Raw genomic sequence first — 20622 nt, 5'->3', positions numbered from 1 at the left:
TTGATAGCCGTAGGCTATGAGGGTGCAGCTGCATCAGCTCAGGTACTTCGTAGCGGTGGCCGAAGTACGACATTTCACCCAAGCCGCCGACATCGTCGGCATAACTCAGCCGTCGTTGAGTAAGCAAATTCACGCCCTGGAGGGCGACCTGGGGGCGCCGCTCTTCGAACGAGTAAGAGGCAACATCGCCCTCACCGCGGCGGGGGAGGTGCTCCTGCCGTTGGCCCGACGCATCCTCGCCGACGTCGACACCGCCACCCGCGAGGTGCAGGAGCTGGTCGGCCTGCGGCGCGGTCGGGTCCGGCTCGGCGCCACCCCGAGCCTGGCCACCTCGCTCGCCCCGCCGGTGCTGCGCCGGTTCCGCGACGCGCACCCCGCGGTGGACCTGCGCGTGGAGGAGGGCGGTTCGCAGGACCTCGTCCGCGACCTGCTCCGCGGCGACCTGGACCTCGCGCTCATCATCATGCCGGCCCAGGGAGCGGACCCCGGACTGCGCGTCGACCCGATCCTGCGGGAGAGCCTCGTGGTCGCCTCCGCGGCCGACCCGGAGACCGGTCCGACCGGCGGTGAGCTGCGCATCACCGACCTGCGCGACCGGCCGATGGTGATGTTCCGGGAGGGCTACGACCTGCGCGACGCCACCATTCAGGCGTGCCGCGCCGCCGGCTTCGAGCCCACCTTCGCCGTCGACGGCGGGGAGATGGACGCGGTGCTCAGCTTCGTCGAGGCCGGGCTCGGCATCGCGCTGGTGCCCGGCATCGTCGTCTCCCGACGCCCCGGCGTACGCATCACCCGGCTCGCCCCGCCGGGCGTGACCCGGACCATCGCGGTGGCCCGACGCCGCGACGTGGTGCCCACCAACGCCGGCCGGGAGCTGCGCCGCATCCTGCTGGAGTACGTCCGCGACGCGACCGCCGACGGTGACCTCCCGCCCGGTGTCGAACCGCTGTAGGCGGTCGTGACCCGGCCACCGTGGTCCAGGTGGGCGACGAGGATCAGCAGGCAGACCTCGGCGAGGCAGACGAGACGTTCGAGTAGACCGACGTACGGGCGCAGCGGCGAGCCCACCAGGTAGGCGGCCACGAAGGGGACCAGGGCGACCGCGCACCCGACCGCGCCCACCACCACCGCTCGGGCGAGACGCCCCGGACGCCGTACGGCGACGAGCAGCGCCCCGGCGGGCAGGCCGGAGAGGGCGGCCACGGCTGCCCAGCGGTGGATCTCCCCGGTGACCGACACCGGCACCCCCGGCGCGTCGCGAGGAAAGACGACCAGCACCACCAGCCCGACGCACCAGGCGGCCAACCCGACCGGCCCGACGACCGCCGGCAGCCGTCCCCGCCCGAACGACGAGCGCGCCGACCGGCGCAGCGCCGGGGCCAGGAGCAGGACCGATCCCGTGGCCAGCGCCAGCACGGCCAGGTTGAACAGCCAGCCGTGCCGCGACAGCGCGTAGTCGCTGACCGTGTCGCGTACCGGATGGACCGGTTGCCCGGGCAGGTGCAGGACGCCGAAGAGGAGCATCGCCGTCCCGGCTCCGACCAGTCCGCCGAGGCGGGTGACGGCCCGGGCGCGGGCCGGCCGGGAGCCGGGTCCGGTGGCCGGTACGAGGGAGGCAGGGGCAGTGGGCACGACCGGTTCTCCTCACCCGGCGGCGCGCCCGGACGGCACGCGAGGGCGAGCGTGTTCCCGCTACGCCCCGCCCCACACCCGCCGGATCAGGGCCGGCTCAGCGCCCCTCGGCCTCGTCCATGGCCCGGTAGATGCGCTGCTCCGACACCGGGTACGGGGTGCCGAGCGCCTGCGCGAAGACGTTCACCCGCAGCTCCTCGATCATCCAGCGGACCTGCCGGGCCGCCGCCGACTGCCGCCGCGCCGGTGGCAGCGCCGCCAGCATCTCCTGATACTCCTTCTGCACCACGGCGATCCGGTCCTGCTGCTGCTTGTCCCGCTGCGGGTTACCCGGCAACCGCTCCAACCGGCGTTCGATCGCGGTGAGGTAGCGCAGCACGTCGGGCAGGCGGGCGTACCCGGTCTCGGTGAGGAACCCGGCGTGCACCAGCCCGGTGAGCTGGTTGCGGATGTCCGCCAGCGCCGCCACCACCGCCAGGTTCTTCGTCGCCCCGAGCCGCTGCTCCACCGCGTACCCGGTGGCGAGCACCCGGCGGGCCCGCTCCATCACCTCGACGACCGTGTCGATCAGGTCGGCGCGGACCCGGTCGCGCAGCGCCGCGAAGCCGTCCGCGTCCCAGGCCGGGCCGCCCGCGTCGGCGACCAGCTTGTCGATCGCCGCGCCGGCCGCGTCCTCGATGAGCGCCTGCACCCCGCCGTGCGGGTTACGGCTGAGCGCCAGCTTCGCCTCGTTCGACAACCGCCCCTGGAGGAACTTCGCCGGTGACGGCACCGTCAACCGCAGCAGCCGGCGAGTGCCCGCCCAGTGCGCCGCCTCGGCCTCCGACGCCGAGTCGAAGACCCGTACGCCGACCGTGCTGCCCTCGTCGACGAGCGCCGGGTACGCCGTCACCGCGTACCCGGCCCGGACCTGCTCGATGGTGCGGGGCAGGGTCCCGATGCTCCACTCGCGCAGCCCGGTGCGGGCCACGTCCGGCGCGGCGGCCGCCACCACCTGCCGTACCTCGGTCTTGAGCTGGCGTTGCAGCGCCGGCAGGTCCTTGCCCTCGGCGACCGGCTTGTCGTCCTCGCCGAGCACCCGGAAGGTGACCCTCAGGTGCGGCGGCAGCTTCGGCACGTCCCAGGCGTCCCGGGGGACGGTCACCCCGGTCATCCGGCGCAGCTGGCGGGTCAGGGCGTCCAGCAGCGGCTCCTCGCCGGCGGGCATCGCGGCGAGCGCCGCCCGCGCGTAGTCGGGCACCGGGACGAAGTTGCGGCGCAGCGCCTTCGGCAGGGACCGGATCAGCGCCACCACCAGCTCCTCGCGCAGCCCGGGCACCTGCCAGTCGAAGCTCTCGGCCGGCACCTGGTTCAGCAGCGGCAGCGGGATGTCCACCGTGACCCCGTCGGTCTCGGTGCCCGGCTCGAAGCTGTAGGTCAGCGGCAGCGTGACCCCTTCGGCCCGCCACTCGTCGGGGTAGTCGGTCTCCTCCACCCCGCCCCGGCCCGCGTTGACCAGCAGCTCACGGGTGAAGGTGAGCAGGTCGGGCTGCTCCCGCCGGACCTTCTTCCACCAGGTGTCGAAGTGCCGACCGGAGACCACGTCGGCGGGGATGCGCTCGTCGTAGAAGGCGAAGATGGTCTCGTCGTCGACGAGGATGTCCCGCCGTCGGGCCCGGTTCTCCAGCTCCTCGATCTCGCCCAGCAGCCGCTGGTTGTCGCGCCAGAACTGGTGGTGGGTCTGCCAGTCACCCTCGACCAACGCGTGCCGGACGAAGAGCTCACGGCTGAGCGCCGGATCGATCCGGCCGAAGTTGACCTTCCGGGAGGTGACCAGCGGAATGCCGTAGAGGGTCACCTTCTCGTACGCCATCACGGCCGCCTGCTTCTTCTCCCAGTGCGGCTCGCTGTAGCTGCGCTTCACCAGGTGCTGGGCGAGCGGCTCCACCCACTCCGGCTCGACCCGGCCGGCGATGCGGCCCCAGAGTCGGGACGTCTCCACCAGCTCGGCCGCCATCACCCAGCGCGGTGGCTTGCGGAACAGCGCCGAACCGGGGAAGAGCCCGAACTTCGCGCCCCGGGCGCCCAGGTACTCGTTCTTCTGCGCGTCCTTCAGGCCGACGTGCGAGAGCAGCCCGGCCAGCAGCGACTGGTGCACCTTCGGGGTGTCGATCTCCTCCGGCAGGTCCGCGCCGCCACGCCGGCCGCCGTCGTTCGCGCCTGTCTCCCGCGCCGGTCGCCCGCCGCGCCCACCGCCGCCCTGCTCGGGGGTACGCAACACCTGGCGCAGCTGGCTGACGATGTCCTGCCACTCGCGTACCCGCAGGTAGTTGAGGTACTCGGCCCGGCACATCCGGCGGAAGGCGCTGGAGGAGAGCGCCCGCTGCTGCTCGCGCAGGTAGCGCCAGAGGTTCAGCAGCGCCACGAAGTCCGACTCCCGGTCGGTGAAGCGGGCGTGCGCCTGGTCGGCCTGGGCCTGCTTCTCCGCCGGCCGTTCCCGAGGGTCCTGGATCGACAGCGCCGCGGCGATCACCATGACCTCGGTGGCGCAGCCGTTGCGCTCCCCCTCGACGACCATGCGGGCCAACCGGGGGTCGACCGGCAGCTGCGCCAACCGCCGCCCGAGCGGGGTGAGCCGCTTCGCCGGGTCGGTCTCGGCCGGATCCAACCCGCCCAGCTCGTGCAGCAGGTTCACGCCGTCGGTGATGTTGCGCCGGTCCGGCGGCTCGATGAACGGGAACGCGCCGATGTCGCCGAGCCCGATCGCGGTCATCTGGAGGATGACGGAGGCGAGGTTGGTCCGCAGGATCTCCGGGTCGGTGAACTCCGGCCGGGAGAGGAAGTCCTGCTCGTCGTAGAGGCGGATGCAGATGCCGTCCGAGGTGCGGCCGCAGCGGCCCTTGCGCTGGTTCGCCGACGCCTGGGAGACCGGCTCGATCGGCAGCCGCTGCACCTTGAGCCGGTTGCTGTAGCGGGAGATGCGGGCCGTGCCGGGGTCGACGACGTACTTGATGCCGGGGACGGTCAGCGACGTCTCCGCCACGTTGGTGGCGAGCACCACGCGCCGCCCGCCGTGCGGGGCGAAGACCCGGTGCTGCTCGGCGGCGGAGAGCCGCGCGTACAGCGGCAGGATCTCGGTGCCGCGCAGCAGGGGCTTCTTCTCCACCAGCCGGCCCAGCGCGTCGGCGGTGTCCCGGATCTCCCGCTCCCCGCTGAGGAAGACCAGGATGTCGCCGGGGCCCTCGGCGGCCAGCTCCTCGACGGCGTCGCCGATCGCCTGGATCTGGTCGCGGACGTTCTCCTCGTCCCCGTCCTGCTCGTCCGCCTCGGTGACCTCGACCAGCGGCCGGTAACGAACCTCCACCGGGTACGTCCGCCCGGAGACCTCGATGACCGGCGCGGGCTTGCCCTCCGCGTCGGCGAAGTGCCGGGCGAACCGGTCCGTCTCGATGGTCGCCGACGTGATGACCAGCTTGAGGTCGGGCCGGCGGGGCAGCAGCTGCTTCAGGTAGCCGAGGATGAAATCGATGTTGAGGCTGCGCTCGTGCGCCTCGTCGATGATCAGCATGTCGTACTGCCGGAGCATCCGGTCGGTCTGCAGCTCGGCGAGGAGGATGCCGTCGGTCATCAGCTTCACCAGGCTGCGGTCGCTCACCTGGTCGGTGAAGCGGACCTTGTAGCCGACCACGTCACCCAGCTCGGTGCCGAGCTCCTCGGCGATCCGGTCGGCGACCGTACGCGCGGCCAGCCGCCGGGGCTGGGTGTGCCCGATCAGCCCGCTGATCCCCCGCCCCAGCTCCAGGCAGATCTTGGGCAGCTGGGTGGTCTTGCCGGAGCCGGTCTCGCCGGCCACGATCACCACCTGATGCTCCCGGATCGCGGCGGCGAGGTCGTCCTTGCGCTCGCTCACCGGCAGGCCGGCCGGATAGGTGATCGTCGGGACCGCGGCGCGCCGACCGGCGAGCCGCTGCTCGGCCCGCTCGACCTCGACGGTGATCTCGGTCAGCGCCGCCTCCCGCCGCTGCGGGTCACGGAGCTTGCGGGCACCGTCCAGCCGTCGCTGGAGCCGGCGCTGGTCGCGAAACATCAGGGGGGAGAGGCGGCGGTGCAGCTCCCGGACGGTGTCGGGCGCGGCGGGTACGGCTGGATTCTGCATGTCGTGGCCAAGAATAGGCCGCGACCCGGAAGTCGCCTCCTGGTTTACCGTCCCGCCCCGGGAAGATCGACTCCGGTTCGCCGTCGGCGGGGTGACCGCGCTCCCGCGACACGCCCCCGCCCCGCAGCCCGAGTCGATCGACCAGGGTGCGGGGCGGCGCGGTCGGCCCCGTTAGAGTGACCGCCGGACGACGACGGGGGAGCGGGGCATGGAGTTGCGGGACACCGACCGGGCGCTCGTGCAGGCCGCGACAGCCGTCGCGAAGCTGCGTTGCCGCAGTGAGAACCACACCGTGGCCGCCGCCGCCCGCACCGCCGACGGCCGGGTCTTCACCGGCGTGAACCTCTACCACTTCACCGGCGGGCCCTGCGCCGAGGTGGTCGCGATCGGCGCCGCCGCCACCCAGGGCGCGACCGAGCTGGAGACCATCGTCGCCGTGGGCGACCGGGGGCGTGGCGTGATCCCGCCGTGCGGGCGCTGCCGGCAGGTGCTCCTCGACTACTTCCCGTCGATCCGGGTGATCGTCGGGCCGGCCGACGCGCTGCGCGTCGTGTCGATCGGCGACCTGCTCCCCGACACGTACGTCTGGGCGGACCACCAGCTCGACGCGACCGCCGATCCGGTGCCGGCGCCCCGACCCGGCGACTGACCCGGCTCCGGACGAGGCGTCCTCGACGCCCGGGTGGTCACTCCGCCGTTTCGGCGGGCGGCTGGTCGTCCGGCTCGGCGGCCCGTGGGCGTCGCCGCCGCAGCCCCACCCAGGCGGCGATCGTGAGCCCGACCACCAGAAGCGCGACCTTGAAGCCGGCCCTGCCGAACGCGAGGTGACCGAGGGCGCTCGCGGCGAAGCCGACCCACCACTCCGGGTCGAGGAACCGGTCCCGGTCCGCGCGGTACGCCCAGCCGCGAACCCACCAGCCGAGCACCACCAGCCCGATCGCGACCACGCCGGCGAGCAGGGCGGAGAGCGCGTACCTGCGACCGCTTCCGCGCCCACCCGCCATGCCCGCGAGGGTAGCGGAGCCACGCCGTCCAGTCAGTCTCCGGCGGCCGCCGCCAGCATCGAACGTGGCACCGGCACACCCTCGAAACGGAGGTTGCCCTCGGGGACCATCCACCTCATCACCCGCGCCTCCAGCAGTCCGGCGCGTACCGCCGGATCGTTGTGGAAGAGCTCGCGGGCCATGTCGGGGTGCACGGAGAGCACGACGAAGCCGCGCAGCCGCTCGTCGTCCGCGTCCACCAGCGGGCCGGCCGCGAGGACGAGATCCTGCTCCACGAGCCCCGCCTGGTGGGCCAGATGAGCGGCGTGCAACCGGTCGAACGCCTCGGGCGGCAGCTGCGGGGCGTCCGAGGGGTGCGCCAGCAGGACGACCGTGTGCTGGTCGTATCGCATTCCCTCACCCTATGCGGGCCGGCGCCACGTTCGCGGACGTCCGCGCAGGTCAACGAGGTTCGATGGAGGGCTGCCGCTTAGGTGCCCCTAACCGGGTCGGCTAAGGTAAGGCGAACCTAAGCGCGAATCCGCAGGAGCTTCGTGACCACCCTTCTCAGCCGGCCGGTCGACCCCGGCCGCCGCACCGGCGCCCACAGCGGGCGTCGGATCGCGGTCACCGCCGCGGCCGCGCTGGTGCTACTGCTCACCGTGCTGGCCAGCTTCGCCCTCGGCAGCCGGCCGATCCCCGTCGACCAGGTGTGGCACGCCCTCGTGTCGCCCGACGGCGGCGAGGCGAGCACCATCATCCGCGAGCTGCGCCTGCCGCGTACCGCCCTCGGCCTCGTCGTCGGCGTGGCGCTCGCGGTCGCCGGCGTGCTCCTGCAGGCCCTCACCCGCAACCCGCTCGCCGAGCCGCGCATCCTCGGTATCAGCGCCGGCGCGTCGTTCGGTGTGGTGCTGGCCATCTCCGTGTTCGGCGTCAGCACGCTCGCCGGGTACGTCTGGTTCGGCATCGGCGGCGCCTTCCTCGCCGGGCTGCTGGTCTTCGCCGTGGCCGCCCGCGCCCGCGAGGGCGCCAGCCCGGTCACCCTCGCACTGGTCGGCGCCGCGCTCGACGCGAGCCTCGGCTCCGTGGTGTTCGCGCTGCTCAGCATCGACGCCCGCACCTTCGAGGAGTACCGGTTCTGGGTGGTGGGCGGGCTCACCGGCCGGGACCTCTCCGTCGCCGTGCAGGTGCTGCCGATCGTGCTCGCGGGGCTCGTACTGGCCGCGCTGGTCGCCCGTGGCCTGGACGCGCTGGCCCTCGGCGACGACGTGGCCCGTGGCCTCGGCAACCGCGTCGGCCTGGTCCGGCTCGGCGGGGGCGTCGCCGCCGTCCTGCTCACCGGCGCCGCCGTCGCCGCCGCCGGGCCGGTCGCGTTCGTCGGCCTGGCCGTACCGCACCTGGCCCGCGCCCTGGTCGGCGCCGACCACCGCTGGACCCTGACCGTCTCCGCGCTGCTCGGACCGGCGCTGCTGCTCGCCGCCGACGTAGTGGGCCGGCTCATCGACCCGCCCAGCGAGGTACCGGCCGGCATCATCACCGCTCTGGTCGGCGCGCCCCTGCTCGCCCTCCTGGTCCGCCGCGCGAAGGTGGTGACCGCGTGACCGCCCCCAGTCGCGACCGCAGCGCCGGTGGTGTGACCACCATCGAACCCGCCGTCGCCACGGCCGGCACCGCGCGCCTGCCGGGCCGCTCACTCCTGCGGGTCGGCCCGCTGAGCGTGCAGATCCGCCGCCGCTCCGTGCTGGTCGCCGCCGTCCTGCTGGTGCTGCTGGCGGTCGCCGGGGTGCTCAGCCTCTCCCTCGGCACCCCGTACGTCGCCGCAGGCGACGTGCTGCGCGCGCTCTCCGGCGCCGGTACCCCGTACGACCTGGTCGTCCTCGACCTGCGGCTGCCTCGGGTGGTGCTGGCCGCGGTGGCCGGCGCGGCGTTCGGGGTGGCCGGCACGCTGATCCAGAGCGTGGCGCGCAACCCCCTCGCCAGCCCGGACGTCATCGGTGTCACCCAGGGCGCCGGCCTCGCCGCGACGGTCGCGCTGACCAGCGGCGCGGCGGCGGTGGTCGTCGGGCCGGCGGCCCTGGCCGGCGGGCTGGTCGCCGCCGCCCTGGTGCTCGCCCTCGGCGCCCGGCACGGCCTGGCCGCGCAGCGCTTCGTGCTGGCCGGCGTGGCGGTCGCGTTCGCCCTGAAGGCGCTCACCGAGATCGTCATGCTCACCGCCGAGGCGATCGACGGGCAGCGCGCCCAGATCTGGCTGATCGGCACGCTGGCCGGCAAGGGCTGGACCGAGGCCGCCTGGATCGGCGCCACCCTGCTCGTGCTCCTGCCGGTGCTGGCCTGGGCGGGCTGGGCGCTGAACAGCAGCGCGCTCGACGACGACACCGCCCGGGGCATCGGGCTGCGCCCGGTGTCCCGCCGGATCGCGCTCGCCGGCACCGGCGTGCTCGTCGCCGCGATGGTCACCGCCCAGGTCGGCGCCGTCGACTTCGTGGCGCTGGTCGCCCCGCAGGTGGCCCGCCGGTTGGTACGCGCCGAACGCCCGCCGCTGGTCTGCGCCGCGCTGATGGGCGCGCTGCTGCTCGTCCTGGCCGACCTCGCCGGACGACGGCTCTTCGCCCCGACGCAGCTGCCGGCCGGTGTGCTGACCGCCGCCATCGGTGGCCCGTACCTCATGTACCTGCTGCTCCGCGGCCGTAAGAGGTCGTCGTGACCGGCCGTTGCCAATCCCATTCGTCGACCACCCTTCGGGAGGCGTGATGCTCTCCACCCGCGACCTGGTCGCCGGCTACGACGAGCGGACCGTGCTGGACGGGCTGGACCTGGAGCTGCCCGCCGACGCGTTCACCGTGATCGTCGGGCCGAACGCCTGCGGCAAGTCGACCCTGCTGCGGACGCTCGCCCGGCTGCTCGTCCCGCGCCGCGGCAGCGTGCTGCTGGACGGCAAGGCCATCCAGGAGCTGCCCACCCGGGAGGTCGCCCGGCGCCTCGCCGTGCTGCCGCAGAGCCCGCTGGTCCCCGAGGGGGTCACCGTCGCGGACCTGGTCGGTCGAGGCCGGCAGCCGTACCAGCGCTGGTGGCGGCAGTGGTCGGAGGAGGACAGCTCGGCCGTGGACCACGCGATGGCCCTCGCCGACGTCGCCGGCCTCGCCGACCGGCCGGTGGACACCCTCTCCGGCGGGCAGCGCCAGCGGGTGTGGATCGCCATGACGCTCGCCCAGGACACCGAGGCGCTGCTGCTCGACGAGCCGACCACCTTCCTCGACCTGGCCCACCAGGTGGAGGTGCTGGACCTGCTGCACCGGCTGCGCGTCGAGCGGGGCCGCACCGTGGTCGCCGTGCTGCACGACCTCAACCAGGCCGCCCGGTACGCCGACCACCTGGTCGCCATGCGCTCCGGCGCGGTGGTGGCCGCCGGACCGCCCCGCGAGATCCTCACCGCGGAGTTGGTCCGCGAGGTCTTCGGGCTCGACTGTGTGGTCGTGCCCTGCCCGGTGACCGGCGCGCCGCTGGTGGTGCCCGCGCTCACCAGCCCGACCCTGGCCGACCCGGCGGCGCGGTCGTCCGCGCCGACTCCGGCCGGCACCGCCTCGGGCACCGATGCCAGTTCACCCACCGGATCCACCGGTGCAACCCCAGCCGGCAGCGAGAACGCGCTCGCCGGCTCGTACCCTTCGGAAGGACACTGATGCGTCGTCGTCTCGTCGCCGCCCTCGCCGCGGCCGTCGCCCTCGGCGTCGGACTCACCGCGTGCGGTGAGAGCGACCCGGTCGCCGGCACCAACGCCGGCGGGGACACCCGGGAGATCACCCACGCCATGGGCACCACCAAGGTGCCGGCCCACCCGCAGCGCGTCGTCGTGCTCGACAGCGACAAGATCGACACGATGCTCTCACTCGGTCTGACCCCGGTCGGGGCCACCAACACCGGTGAGGCCAAGGGCTGGCCGACCTACTTCGGCGAGGAGAAGCTCGCCAGCATCAAGGACGTCGGTCAGGTCAGCGAGCCCGACATCGAGGCGATCAACGCCCTGAAGCCGGACCTCATCCTGGGCAGCAAGTTCCGCCAGGAGAAGTTCTACGACGAGCTCTCCGCGGTCGCGCCGACCGTCTTCACCGAGAAGGTCGGCATCACCTGGAAGGAGAACTTCCTCCTCGACGGCAAGACCCTCGGCAAGGAGCAGGAGAGCAAGGACCTGCTCGCGCAGTACGAGACCCGGGCGAAGGAGTTCGGCGCCAAGCTGGGCGCCGCCGCCGCGCAGAAGATCTCCATCGTCCGCTTCCGCCCCGGCAGCATCCGGGTCTACGGTCCGGACTCCTTCTCCGGCATCGTGCTCGGTGACGCCGGGCTGCCCCGCCCCGAGCGGCAGATGCTGGCGAACAAGGACGACAAGCGCTTCGACGAGATCAGCCCGGAGCGGATCAGCGAGGTCGACGGTGACGTCATCTTCGTGACGGCGTTCGGCGAGAAGGCCGCCGCGGAGCAGGCCAAGGTCACCGGCGGCAGCCTCTGGAAGAACCTGTCGGCGGTCAAGGCCAACAAGGTGTACGTCGTGCCCGACGAGGTCTGGATGACCGGCATCGGTGTCGGCGCCGCCAACAAGATCCTCGACGACCTCCAAAAGCACCTGACCGCCTAACCCCCCCCGCCCGCCCCGCGCGGGGCCCCGCGCTCCGCGCCAGGCTCCGCGCCAGGCCCCAAGATCCGCGCACGTTGGCGCCAAGATCCGCGCAATTTCGCGGAAGTTGCTGTTTCGCCTAGCCGCGAGGCAGCAACTTCCCGGAAGTTGCGCGGATCTTGCCGTTTTGGCCGACGTCAGCGGGCTCGGGAGCGAAGAGCGTGACGGATCTCGGTCACGACGCCCTCGAAGTCGTCCTTGAGGCGCTTCGCGGTCACGTGCAACACCGTCCAACCCTGGCCGACGAGCCGGTTGAGGCGACGACGGTCGCGGTGCAGTTGCTCGGGATCGTGGTGCCAGACGCCGTCGTACTCGACCGCGACCCTGAACCGCGGCCAAGCGAGGTCGACCCGGGCGACGAACCTGCCGTCGTGCTCCACCACGAACTGGGTGACCGGTCTCGGCAGACCCGCCATCACGAGTCGAACCCGCAGCACGGACTCGGGACGCGACTCCGCCCCTGGATCCGCCAGATCCGCGACGCGCAGCAGGCGCTTCCATCCGCGCAGCCCCAACCGTGCGTGAGCGTGGCCCTGCAACGTCTCGACCCTAACCAGTCGCCGCCGGACGAGCCCGTCCACGACGGCCACCGCCTCCTCGACCGCCAGCCACTGCGCCAGATCCCAGCAGGTGCGCACCGGGGTGGTCACCCGGATCCCGGCGTGGAGACGCACCTCGGCTTCGCTCGACTCTGCCGTGTGTATCGCGAACCCGGCGACGGGCCCGAACCGGTGCCCCATCGGCACCAGGACGTCGAGCGGCTGCGTCGGGCCGACCGAACCGACCCCGTAGAGCGCGGCCGCGCTTCGCCCAGCGATCGCGGCTTGGTCGGGCAGGACCCACCGCGCCGCCGCCAGGCAGCGTGTGTGGTGCGACACCGCCAGCTGAGCGTCGGCGTAGACGTCCCGGAAGAGGGGTCGCCAAGCCCTACTGCGCAGTTCGGCCCGGGTCAGGAGACCCCGGGCGATGGCGTCGGATCCGCGGAAGACACGCCCCCGCAGCGGAAGTGGGCGACGAGGTGAGACGGGCATGGCGCCACTGTGAACGTCAGGCACGCTCCCACGCAGACCCTGTGGATAACCCTCAAGTCGCGGCCACGCTTTCACGGAAAGAGTGGCTATTCGGCGGGGAACAGCCACTCTTTCCGTGAACGAGCGCGCGTGGCGGGGCGGGGGAGTGGGGGCGTGGGGGTGGGGGTTAGGCGGCGGTGGACCAGAGGGAGCGGAAGGCGGCGGCCTCGCCGGCGAGCCAGCGTTCGACCTGGTCGGGCTTGACGCCGTCGGGCATCCGGTGCGCCAGACCACGCCGCACGTCGACCAGGACCGGCTCGGCGTGCGGCAGCACGGCGTCCATGTGCCGGGCCATCAGGTGCAGCGTGGCGAGCACCGTCTCCTCGCTCGGCGGGGTCTCGTCGAAGTGCAGGCGGACCGCCTCGACGCTCCCGTCGGCGTGCCGTACGCCGAAGTGGGGGTTGATCTTGACGGGCAGGTCGCCGAGCATGGCGAGGGCGTCGCGGGTCTGGGCCAGGTCGATCGAGGCGGGCTCGCCGAGGGAGTGCAGCCAGGCGGTCGCGCCCGGTACGAGCGCCTGGTAGAGCGGACGCCAGCGGGGCTTGACCTGGTCGGCCACCTGGTCGAGGTGGGTGCCGCCGGTGTGGAAGGCGATGTCGGCCTTGAGCGCCTTGACGAACTGGCCGTGCGGGTTGAAGCCGTGCCGGCTCGCCCGCTGCTTGCGCAGGCCCCCGACGAAGGTGGCCTTCGTGGGGCCGGTGCGGTCGACGTAGCGGGTGAAGCCGAGCAGTGTCGCGTACGGGGTGAGGGGGGTGGAGGTGGGCGCGGTCACGGGCGTCCTCCCAGCTCAGCAGCCGTGATTAGTACATACATTCTAATCGACGGGGCTGACATCGCCCACCGGACGAAAAGGGGCGGACCAGACCCTTCACTCGGTCGGGCGCGAGTACCTGAATCGCCTGTGGGTGGACCTCGGCCTCACTAGCGTCCCGTCGTGAGCAGACCGAGCAGCCGGTGCCCAGCGGCGGCGGGCGCCGCCGGAGTTTCCCCGTGACCGACACCCCGCCCTGACCGTCGAGGAGCCTCATGTCCAACCACTTCAGCGCCGACAACCTGGGATTTCCCGGTGACGACCGCCGCCTCGAACTCACCGACCTGTACGCCTTCACCTCGATGGAGGATCCCGGCCGGACGATCCTGATCATCGATGCGAATCCGACGGTCGCCCCGCCTCCGGTGCCGCCGGCCACCACCGGCCCGGAGTTCTGTCCCGACGCGGTCTACCGGATCAACATCGACACCGACGGCGACGCGCACGCCGACCTCGCTTTCACCTTCACCTTCTCCGAGTACGCCAACGGCAGCCAGACGGGGACCGCCTGGTACGCCACCGGGGCCGACGCCCGCCAGCCCGAGCCTGCCGGCCGGGTGCTCGCCGAGTCCTTCCCGGTCAGCTTCGACGGCACGGTCCAGCCCGTCCTCATCGACGAACCGGGTCCGATCCGGTTCTGTGCCGGGCTACGCAGCGACCCGTTCTTCGCCGACGTCGAGGGCGCCCTGCACGGGTTGAAATGGACCGGGAACGACGACTTCGCCAACAACAACGTCGACAGCATCGCGCTGGACGTACCCTCCGACCTGCTCGGCGGCACGACGATCGGGGTGTGGGCCTCGATCAGCCGGCGCCGCGACGGCAAGCTGGAGCAGATGGACCGCGGTGGAAACCCGACCATCAACCCGTTCGTCAATCCCGACGGCGAGAAGAACCGGTACAACTCCCGTCAGCCCGCCGACGACGTGGCGAACTACCTGGGCCCGTGGTCCCAGCTGCTGGAGCAGGGTGGCTACTCGCCGGAGGAGGCCAGGAAGACCGCCCTCCAGTGCCTACCCGACATCCTGCAGTACGACCGGAGCCGGCCCGCGTCCTACCCCAACGGTCGGGCGCTCGTCGACGACGTCTTCAGCTACCGCTTCGCCTGGCTCTCCAACGGCAAGGTCCCGCCGACGGGGCTCCAGCCGCACGACGACATGCTGCCCCACTTCCCCTACCTCGGGCCGCCCAACCCCCTGCCGTGACCCGCTTCCTGCGGGCGGAGTTCAGAGCTGCCCGACGGAGGTGATCCGGACGACCGCCTCGCCGGCCTCGTCCGACGCGGCCAGGTCGACCTCGGCGGTGATGCCCCAGTCGTGATCGCCGTCGGGGTCGTCCAGGATCTGCCGGACCGTCCACCGCTCCCGGCCCTGCTCGATCATGAGCAGCGCCGGACCCCGGGCGTCCGGCCCGGTGCCGATGGCGTCGTACGTGTCGAAGTACGGCTCCAGCGCGTCCGCCCAGGCGTCGGCGTGCCAGCCGTGGCCGCCGTCGAGCTCCCCGAGCAGGTCCCAGCGGCGCAGGGCGGCCAGCTCCACCCGGCGGAACAGCGCGTTGCGCACCAGCACCCGGAACGCCCGCGCGTTGCGGGTCACCGCCGCGGGCCGGTCGTCGAGCGAGGCGGCGACCTCCTCGACGTCGGACGGGTTACGCAGCCGCTCCCACTCGTCGATGAGGCTGGAGTCCACCTGCCGGACCAGTTCGCCGAGCCACTCGATGAGGTCGATCAGCTCCTCGGTCTTGGCGTCCTCGGGGACGGTCTGCCGCAGCGTCTTGTACGCGTCCGCGAGGTAGCGCAGGACGAGCCCCTCGGAGCGGGACAGCCCGTAGAACTGGACGTACTCGGAGAAGGTCATCGCGCGCTCGTACATGTCCCGCACGACCGACTTGGGGGAGAGCTGGTGGTCGGCCACCCACGGGTGCCCCTGCCGGTACATCTCGTACGCCGACTCCAGCAGCTCGGCGAGGGGCTTGGGCCAGGTGACCTCGTCGAGCAGTTCGAGGCGGGCCTCGTACTCGATCCCCTCGGCCTTCATCGCGGCGACCGCCTCGCCCCGGGCCTTGAACTGCTGGGCGGAGAGCACCTGGCGCGGGTCGTCGAGGATCGACTCGATCACCGACAGCACGTCGAGCGGGTACGACGGGGACTCCCGGTCCAGCAGCTCGACGGTGGCCAGGGCCAGCGGCGAGAGCGGCTGGTTGAGCGCGAAGTCGAGCTGGAGGTCGACGGTGAGCCGGACCCGCCGGCCGGTCTCGTCCGGCTCGGCCAGCTCCTCGACCACGCCACCGGCGCGCAGCGCCCGGTAGATGGCGATCGCCCGGCGGATGTGCCGACGCTGCGCGGCCCGGTCCTCGTGGTTGTCGGTGAGCAGGTGCCGCATCGCGGTGAACGCGTCACCGGGCCGCCCGATGACGTTGAGCAGCATCGAGTGGCTGACCTGGAAGCTGGAGGTGAGCGGCTCCGGCTCGGCCTCGACGAGGCGCTGGAAGGTCGCCTCACCCCAGCCGATCGACCCCTCCGGCGGCTTCTTCTTGACCACCTTGCGCCGCTTCTTCGGGTCGTCGCCCGCCTTGGCCAGGGCCTTCTCGTTGTCGATCACGTGCTCCGGGGCCTGCACCACCACCCGGCCGATCGTGTCGAAGCCGGCCCGACCGGCGCGCCCGGCGATCTGGTGGAACTCGCGGGCCTTGAGCAGCCGGGTGCGCGTCCCGTCGTACTTCGACAGGCCGGTGAAGAGCACGGTGCGGATCGGCACGTTGATGCCGACCCCGAGGGTGTCGGTGCCGCAGATGACCTTGAGCAGCCCGGCCTGGGCGAGGGTCTCGACGAGTCGGCGGTACTTGGGCAGCATGCCCGCGTGGTGCACGCCGATGCCGTGGCGCACCAGCCGGGACAGGGTCTTGCCGAAGCCGGAGGTGAACCGGAAGTTCCCGATGGCCTGGGCGATCATGTCCTTCTCGGCGCGGGTGGAGACGTTGACGCTCATCAGCGCCTGGGCGCGCTCCAGGGCGGCGGCCTGGGTGAAGTGCACGACGTAGACCGGGGCCTGCTTCGTCTCCAGCAGCTCCTCGAGCGTCTCGTGCAGCGGCGTCATCGCGTACGAGAAGAGGAGCGGGACGGGCCGCTCGGCCGAGCGGACGACGGCGGTCGGCCGCCCGTTACGCCGGGTCAGGTCGTCGACGAAGCGGGTGGTGTCGCCGAGGGTGGCCGACATCAGGATGAACTGTGCCTGGGGCAGCTCGATGAGCGGCACCTGCCAGGCCCAGCCGCGGTCGGGTTCGGCGTAGAAGTGGAACTCGTCCATGACCACCTGGCCGACGTCGGCCCGGCTGCCCTCGCGCAGTGCGAGGTTCGCCAGGATCTCCGCGGTGCAGCAGATGATCGGGGCGTCGGCGTTGACGCTGGCGTCGCCGGTGAGCATGCCGACGTTCTCGGCGCCGAAGACCTCGCAGAGGGCGAAGAACTTCTCCGAGACCAGCGCCTTGATCGGCGCGGTGTAGAAGGTCGTCCGGTCGTCGGCCAGGGCCGCGAAGTGCGCCGCGATCGCGACCAGGCTCTTACCGGAGCCGGTCGGCGTATTCATGATCACGTTGGCCCCGGAGACGATCTCGATGACCGCCTCCTCCTGGTGGGGGTAGAGGTCGAGACCGCGCTCCTTGGCCCAGCCGGCGAACGCGTCGTAGAGGGTGTCGGGGTCGGCGGTCGCGGGCAGCGCGGCGGTGAGCGTCATAACCCGTCAATGGTGCCTGGATCATGGTGCTCTCCGCCAACCGGGGTGACGGATCATCAGAAAGTGACGCTCGTCCCCGGCGGTCTCCTCGGCGGCGTCGGTCTGCTCAGCGGCGGCGGTAGATCAGGTCGGCGACAGGGCGGTCGGCCACCAGGGCGCGCCGTTCGAACTTCGTCACCGGCCGGTGCGCCGGGCGCGGCGCGAAGCCCCCGTGCGGGTTGACCAGCTCCGGGTCGGCGTCGAGCGTCTCCCGCATCGCCTCGGCGTACTCGGCCCAGTCGGTGGCGCAGTGCAGGACGCCGCCGGACGTCAGCCGGTCGCGCAGCAGGGCCACGTGGGTCGGCTGGATCAGCCGTCGCTTGTGGTGCCGCGACTTCGGCCACGGGTCGGGGAAGAAGACGTGCACCGCGTCGAGCGAGCCGGGCGGCAGCCGGCGGGCCAGCTCCAGGGCGTCACCCTGCGCCACCCGCACATTGCGCAGACCGTGCCGCTCCACGAGGTCGAGGAGGTTGGCGATTCCCGGCGTGTGCACCTCGACCGCCAGATAATCTCGATCCGGGTCGGCGGAGGCCATCGCCGCAGTGGTGTCGCCCATGCCCGATCCGATCTCCAGCACCACGGGCGCCGTCCGGCCGAAGAGGCCGGCCAAGTCGATCGGGGCGCCCGGTCCGTCCGGCACGTCCAGGCCGTACGCCGTGAAGAGCCGGTCCAGCGCGTCGGTCTGCCGGCCACTCATCCGGCCCCGTCGCGGATGGAAGGTACGGATCGTCCGGGCGGGTGGACGCGGCGTGGCGCGTGCGGGGTCATGGTCGATGGAGGTCACAGCGATCCGAGCCTACGCGACCATCCCGCCGGATCCGATGTGATGTTCGCCCAGGAATGAGAGGATCCATCTCGTACGGCAGTCCGGGCAGCCCGCGTCTGTCCGGCCACCCGGCGTCGGGAGGAGGCATCGCGCATGACCCGCGGTGAATTCGTCCTGTCGGCCATGATCGCCGGCCTGCTGCTGGTGGTGGCGGCCGGACGGGAGGCGGCCGTCGAAGGCCCGCCGAGCCAGGTGCTCGCCTCACCGGCCGCCTACTCGCAGGCCGCTCCCGAGCCCAGCGCGTCGGAGCAGCCGGACCCGGTCGCCGCACCCCAGCCGAACCCGATCGTGGACGTCTTCGTGGAGGTCAGCCCGAGCACCGTCCAGCCGGGCTTCCTGGTCGGCGTCAAGGCCAGCTGCCGCGACAATTCGGTCCCCGCGATCGTGGTGTCGGACGCGTTCGGTCGCGTCCAGGTGCAGCCGCAGCGGGGGTTGCTCACCGCCGCGCCGATGGTGCGCGAGCGCACCCGTCCCGGCAACTACCGCGTCAAGCTCGAGTGCCGCGACGGCGAGACCGCCTCGACGATGCTCCAGGTGGTGAAGTCGGTGAAGCCGAGCCGGGGCCCGGCCACCGGGTTCGGCGGCACCGCGGGCGGCTTCACCGGTGGTCTGCTGGTGCCGCTCGGGGTGGCGCTGGCCGTAGCCGGGCTGGTCGTCGCCCTCTTCGCGCTGCGCAGGCCGCGTGCCGTGCGCGGCTCCGGCCGAGGCTGAGACCGATGCCGGCCCCGCGCCCCGCCCCTCGCCCGCCGGTCGGATCACCGGCCGACCGTTCGGCGCTCGCCCAACGGGTCTCCATCACCCACGCGATCACCGCGCAGCCGCCCCCGCCGGTGCGCCCCGCTGCCGGCCGGGGCGCCGGCGTCCGGCCCCGGCGGCCCCGGCGCTCGCCCTGGACCCTGCCGCTGGCCATCGTGCTGGTGCTGGCCGGTGTCTTCGCGACCGGCGTGGGGCTGGGCCGTTCGGCCGACCCCCTGGAGTGGACCGCGGGCGGCGGGGACCGCTCGGCGGGCGACGGCAGCGGCGCGCTGCGGGCGAGCCGGCCGGTGAGTCTCTCGATGCCGACGATCAACGTCTCCGCCCCGGTGGCGCCGGTCGGGCAGGCCCGGGACGGCTCGATCGGCGTGCCGCCGTTGGAGCGGCACAACGAGACCGGCTGGTACGACCAGGGGCCCACCCCCGGCGAGCCCGGACCGGCGGTGATCGTCGGGCACGTGGACACCAAGGAGGGCCCGTCGGTCTTCTACGACCTGGGCAAGCTGAAGCCGGGTGACACCGTCCAGGTGGCGCGGGCGGACGGGTCGGTGGTGGTGTTCCGGGTCGACTCGGTGGAGCGTTTCCCGAAGGACCACCTGCCGGCCGACCGGGTCTACGGCCACGAGGGCCCGCCCGGACTGCGGTTGATCACGTGCGGTGGCGAGTTCGTGGGCGGCCGTGAGGGCTACGCCGACAACGTCATCGCCTTCGCCTCCCTCGTCGCCGCCCACCCCTCACCCAGCTGACCCCGCCCGGCCCCTCGCCGGCCGCCCTCGACGCGTTGATCATGAAGTTAGCGCCCGGTGGAGCGCTTCCATTCAGCGCCAACCTCATGATCAACCGAAGTGGAGGGGGTCAGGGGACCTGCTGGACGACCTCGAACTCCAGCAGGTTGGCGCCGGTGGAGACCGGGCGCTGCTGCCCGCCGTGCGCGGCGCGGGCGGGGCCGGCGGCCCAGGCCTGGTAGGCCTCCTCCGACTCCCACTTCGTGTAGACGAAGTAGCGGCTCTCCCCGGCGACCGGCCGGAGCAGCTCGAAGCCGAGGAACCCGGGGGAGTTCTCCACGGCGCCGGCCCGCGCCGCGAAGCGCTTCTCCAGCTCCGCGCCGGCACCGGGCGGGACGTCGATTGCGTTGATCTTCACAACTGCCATGGCCCCACCCTAACCACCTCAGAACGCCTCGACCGCCGGCACCAGGTCGGCGTCGACGACGATCGGCGCGTGGTCGGAGGGGCCCTTGCCCTTGCGCGCCTCCCGGTCCACGTACGCGGAGCTGACCGACCGGGCGAACGGCGCCGAGGCGTACACCAGGTCGATCCGCATGCCCTTGTTCTGGTGGAACATGCCCGCCCGGTAGTCCCAGTAGGTGAACGGGTGCGGCCCCTTCATGGGGGTGGGGACCACGTCGACCAGACCGAGGTCGCGCAGCGCGGCCAGCGCCGCGCGCTCGGCCGGCGTGACGTGGGTCGAGTGGACGAAGACGGCCGGGTCCCAGACGTCGGCGTCGGTCGGGGCCACGTTGAAGTCCCCGCAGACGGCCAGCGGCAGCCCCCGGGCGAGCTCCTCCTCCAGCGCGTCGCGCAGCGCGGCGAACCAGGCCAGCTTGTACGCGTAGTGCGGGTCGTCCGGCGTCCGCCCGTTCGGCACGTAGACCGACCAGACGCGCAGCCCGTCGCAGGTGGCCGAGATGGCGCGAGCCTCGGGCTCGGGGAACCCCGGCTCCCCGGGGAACCCGACCGTCACGTCGACCAGTCCGACCCGGGAGAGCAGGGCCACCCCGTTCCACCGGCCGTCGCTGTGGCTCGCCACGGTGTAGCCCAGCTCGCCCACCTCCGCCACCGGGAACGCGCCGTCCGGGCACTTGGTCTCCTGGAGGCAGACCACGTCCGGCGCGGTGCTGTCGAGCCAGTCGAGCAGCCGGGGAAGCCGGGCCTTCACCGAGTTCACGTTCCAGGTCGCCAGGCGCATGCCCC

Annotated in this window: 18 protein-coding genes and 1 pseudogene; 9 read left to right on the top strand and 10 right to left on the bottom strand. The window is 72.6% G+C overall.

The genetic code is table 11. The features are described from left to right. The first annotated feature begins 16 nt into the window (after positions 1-16). On the top strand, positions 17-952 hold the full coding sequence (locus tag D7044_RS04195) for a LysR family transcriptional regulator (RefSeq protein WP_120681224.1): 936 nt from the start codon (positions 17-19) through the stop codon (positions 950-952). 44 nt (positions 953-996) lie between these two features. Here D7044_RS04195 and D7044_RS32835 read toward each other — a convergent pair. Together D7044_RS32835 and hrpA are read right to left on the bottom strand one after the other, a co-directional pair. Further along, positions 997-1632, bottom strand: a pseudogene (locus D7044_RS32835) (DUF998 domain-containing protein); the annotation flags it as partial. Between the two features lie 97 nt (positions 1633-1729). Further along, entirely contained in the window at positions 1730-5767 is a 4038-nt protein-coding gene (gene hrpA, locus D7044_RS04185) for an ATP-dependent RNA helicase HrpA (RefSeq protein WP_120688028.1), read from the bottom strand. A gap of 208 nt (positions 5768-5975) precedes the next feature. On the opposite strand from hrpA, the gene D7044_RS04180 reads away from it, so the two are divergent. Next, the gene (locus tag D7044_RS04180) at positions 5976-6416 is read left to right on the top strand and encodes a cytidine deaminase family protein (RefSeq protein ID WP_120688027.1); all 441 of its coding nucleotides are present in this window, start codon (positions 5976-5978) and stop codon (positions 6414-6416) included. A 37-nt stretch (positions 6417-6453) separates the two neighbouring features. Here D7044_RS04180 and D7044_RS04175 read toward each other — a convergent pair whose 3' ends face one another. Together D7044_RS04175 and D7044_RS04170 are read right to left on the bottom strand one after the other, a co-directional pair. Next, positions 6454-6771 (bottom strand): hypothetical protein, encoded by a 318-nt coding sequence (locus D7044_RS04175; protein WP_120681232.1) that lies wholly within the window; start codon positions 6769-6771, stop codon positions 6454-6456. A gap of 32 nt (positions 6772-6803) precedes the next feature. Beyond that, entirely contained in the window at positions 6804-7163 is a 360-nt protein-coding gene (locus tag D7044_RS04170) for a YciI family protein (protein ID WP_120688026.1), read from the bottom strand. A gap of 141 nt (positions 7164-7304) precedes the next feature. Here D7044_RS04170 and D7044_RS04165 point away from each other — a divergent pair, with 141 nt between their 5' ends. Genes D7044_RS04165 through D7044_RS04150 form a run of 4 tightly spaced genes read left to right on the top strand, consistent with a single transcriptional unit; the run spans position 7305 to position 11380 of the window. Then, positions 7305-8351: a FecCD family ABC transporter permease gene (locus D7044_RS04165; protein WP_120681236.1), complete on the top strand. Its 1047-nt coding sequence runs from the start codon at positions 7305-7307 to the stop codon at positions 8349-8351. Beyond that, positions 8348-9454: a FecCD family ABC transporter permease gene (locus D7044_RS04160; protein WP_233563364.1), complete on the top strand. Its 1107-nt coding sequence runs from the start codon at positions 8348-8350 to the stop codon at positions 9452-9454. Before D7044_RS04165 ends, D7044_RS04160 begins: the two co-directional genes overlap by 4 nt. Before the next feature lie 46 nt (positions 9455-9500). Next, positions 9501-10430, top strand: a complete 930-nt coding sequence (locus tag D7044_RS04155; RefSeq protein ID WP_120681238.1) for an ABC transporter ATP-binding protein — start codon at positions 9501-9503, stop codon at positions 10428-10430. Then, complete coding sequence (locus D7044_RS04150) at positions 10430-11380, top strand: ABC transporter substrate-binding protein (protein WP_120681240.1); 951 nt, start codon at positions 10430-10432, stop codon at positions 11378-11380. Before D7044_RS04155 ends, D7044_RS04150 begins: the two co-directional genes overlap by 1 nt. A gap of 176 nt (positions 11381-11556) precedes the next feature. Here the strand turns inward: D7044_RS04150 and D7044_RS04145 are convergent, their stop codons facing one another. Together D7044_RS04145 and D7044_RS04140 are read right to left on the bottom strand one after the other, a co-directional pair. Beyond that, a complete protein-coding gene (locus tag D7044_RS04145) occupies positions 11557-12450 on the bottom strand; it encodes an endonuclease domain-containing protein (RefSeq protein WP_120688025.1) in 894 nt (297 codons plus the stop codon). 166 nt (positions 12451-12616) lie between these two features. Further along, on the bottom strand, positions 12617-13261 hold the full coding sequence (locus tag D7044_RS04140; RefSeq protein ID WP_120681244.1) for a hypothetical protein: 645 nt from the start codon (positions 13259-13261) through the stop codon (positions 12617-12619). Between the two features lie 254 nt (positions 13262-13515). Between D7044_RS04140 and D7044_RS04135 the strand changes: the two genes are divergently transcribed. After that, positions 13516-14505 carry a DUF4331 family protein gene (locus tag D7044_RS04135; RefSeq protein ID WP_120688024.1) on the top strand — a complete coding sequence of 330 codons (990 nt, stop codon included), beginning with the start codon at positions 13516-13518 and terminating at the stop codon, positions 14503-14505. A gap of 21 nt (positions 14506-14526) precedes the next feature. On the opposite strand, the gene D7044_RS04130 is transcribed toward D7044_RS04135, so the two are convergent. Together D7044_RS04130 and trmB are read right to left on the bottom strand one after the other, a co-directional pair. Further along, positions 14527-17031, bottom strand: a complete 2505-nt coding sequence (locus tag D7044_RS04130) for a DEAD/DEAH box helicase (RefSeq protein ID WP_120688023.1) — start codon at positions 17029-17031, stop codon at positions 14527-14529. A 106-nt stretch (positions 17032-17137) separates the two neighbouring features. Continuing rightward, a complete protein-coding gene (gene trmB, locus D7044_RS04125) occupies positions 17138-17767 on the bottom strand; it encodes a tRNA (guanosine(46)-N7)-methyltransferase TrmB (RefSeq protein WP_233563388.1) in 630 nt (209 codons plus the stop codon). Positions 17768-17989: 222 nt separating this feature from the next. On the opposite strand from trmB, the gene D7044_RS04120 reads away from it, so the two are divergent. Then, the gene (locus D7044_RS04120; RefSeq protein ID WP_120681250.1) at positions 17990-18607 is read left to right on the top strand and encodes a hypothetical protein; all 618 of its coding nucleotides are present in this window, start codon (positions 17990-17992) and stop codon (positions 18605-18607) included. Between the two features lie 5 nt (positions 18608-18612). After that, entirely contained in the window at positions 18613-19395 is a 783-nt protein-coding gene (locus D7044_RS04115) for a class F sortase (RefSeq protein WP_120688022.1), read from the top strand. A gap of 109 nt (positions 19396-19504) precedes the next feature. Here D7044_RS04115 and D7044_RS04110 read toward each other — a convergent pair whose 3' ends face one another. Next, on the bottom strand, positions 19505-19801 hold the full coding sequence (locus D7044_RS04110) for an antibiotic biosynthesis monooxygenase family protein (protein ID WP_120681254.1): 297 nt from the start codon (positions 19799-19801) through the stop codon (positions 19505-19507). Positions 19802-19819: 18 nt separating this feature from the next. Continuing rightward, entirely contained in the window at positions 19820-20617 is a 798-nt protein-coding gene (locus D7044_RS04105; RefSeq protein WP_120688021.1) for an exodeoxyribonuclease III, read from the bottom strand. Between the last annotated feature and the right edge of the window lie 5 nt (positions 20618-20622).

The sequence above is a fragment of the Micromonospora musae genome (assembly GCF_003626635.1).
Classification (GTDB): Bacteria; Actinomycetota; Actinomycetes; order Mycobacteriales; family Micromonosporaceae; genus Micromonospora; species Micromonospora musae.
This window is presented reverse-complemented; position numbering and strand designations above follow the sequence as displayed.

Excerpts from the sequence above, each read along its gene's own strand:
- D7044_RS04155 (WP_120681238.1), top strand. The coding sequence starts at position 9,501 with ATGCTCTCCACCCGCGACCTGGTCGCCGGCTACGACGAGCGGACCGTG.
- D7044_RS04120 (WP_120681250.1), top strand. The coding sequence starts at position 17,990 with ATGACCCGCGGTGAATTCGTCCTGTCGGCCATGATCGCCGGCCTGCTG.
- D7044_RS04170 (WP_120688026.1), bottom strand. The coding sequence starts at position 7,163 with ATGCGATACGACCAGCACACGGTCGTCCTGCTGGCGCACCCCTCGGAC.
- D7044_RS04135 (WP_120688024.1), top strand. The coding sequence starts at position 13,516 with ATGTCCAACCACTTCAGCGCCGACAACCTGGGATTTCCCGGTGACGAC.
- D7044_RS04130 (WP_120688023.1), bottom strand. The coding sequence starts at position 17,031 with ATGACGCTCACCGCCGCGCTGCCCGCGACCGCCGACCCCGACACCCTC.
- D7044_RS04175 (WP_120681232.1), bottom strand. The coding sequence starts at position 6,771 with ATGGCGGGTGGGCGCGGAAGCGGTCGCAGGTACGCGCTCTCCGCCCTG.
- D7044_RS04180 (WP_120688027.1), top strand. The coding sequence starts at position 5,976 with ATGGAGTTGCGGGACACCGACCGGGCGCTCGTGCAGGCCGCGACAGCC.
- D7044_RS04145 (WP_120688025.1), bottom strand. The coding sequence starts at position 12,450 with ATGCCCGTCTCACCTCGTCGCCCACTTCCGCTGCGGGGGCGTGTCTTC.
- D7044_RS04105 (WP_120688021.1), bottom strand. The coding sequence starts at position 20,617 with ATGCGCCTGGCGACCTGGAACGTGAACTCGGTGAAGGCCCGGCTTCCC.
- D7044_RS04195 (WP_120681224.1), top strand. The coding sequence starts at position 17 with ATGAGGGTGCAGCTGCATCAGCTCAGGTACTTCGTAGCGGTGGCCGAA.
- D7044_RS04115 (WP_120688022.1), top strand. The coding sequence starts at position 18,613 with ATGCCGGCCCCGCGCCCCGCCCCTCGCCCGCCGGTCGGATCACCGGCC.
- D7044_RS04110 (WP_120681254.1), bottom strand. The coding sequence starts at position 19,801 with ATGGCAGTTGTGAAGATCAACGCAATCGACGTCCCGCCCGGTGCCGGC.
- hrpA (WP_120688028.1), bottom strand. The coding sequence starts at position 5,767 with ATGCAGAATCCAGCCGTACCCGCCGCGCCCGACACCGTCCGGGAGCTG.
- D7044_RS04150 (WP_120681240.1), top strand. The coding sequence starts at position 10,430 with ATGCGTCGTCGTCTCGTCGCCGCCCTCGCCGCGGCCGTCGCCCTCGGC.
- trmB (WP_233563388.1), bottom strand. The coding sequence starts at position 17,767 with ATGAGTGGCCGGCAGACCGACGCGCTGGACCGGCTCTTCACGGCGTAC.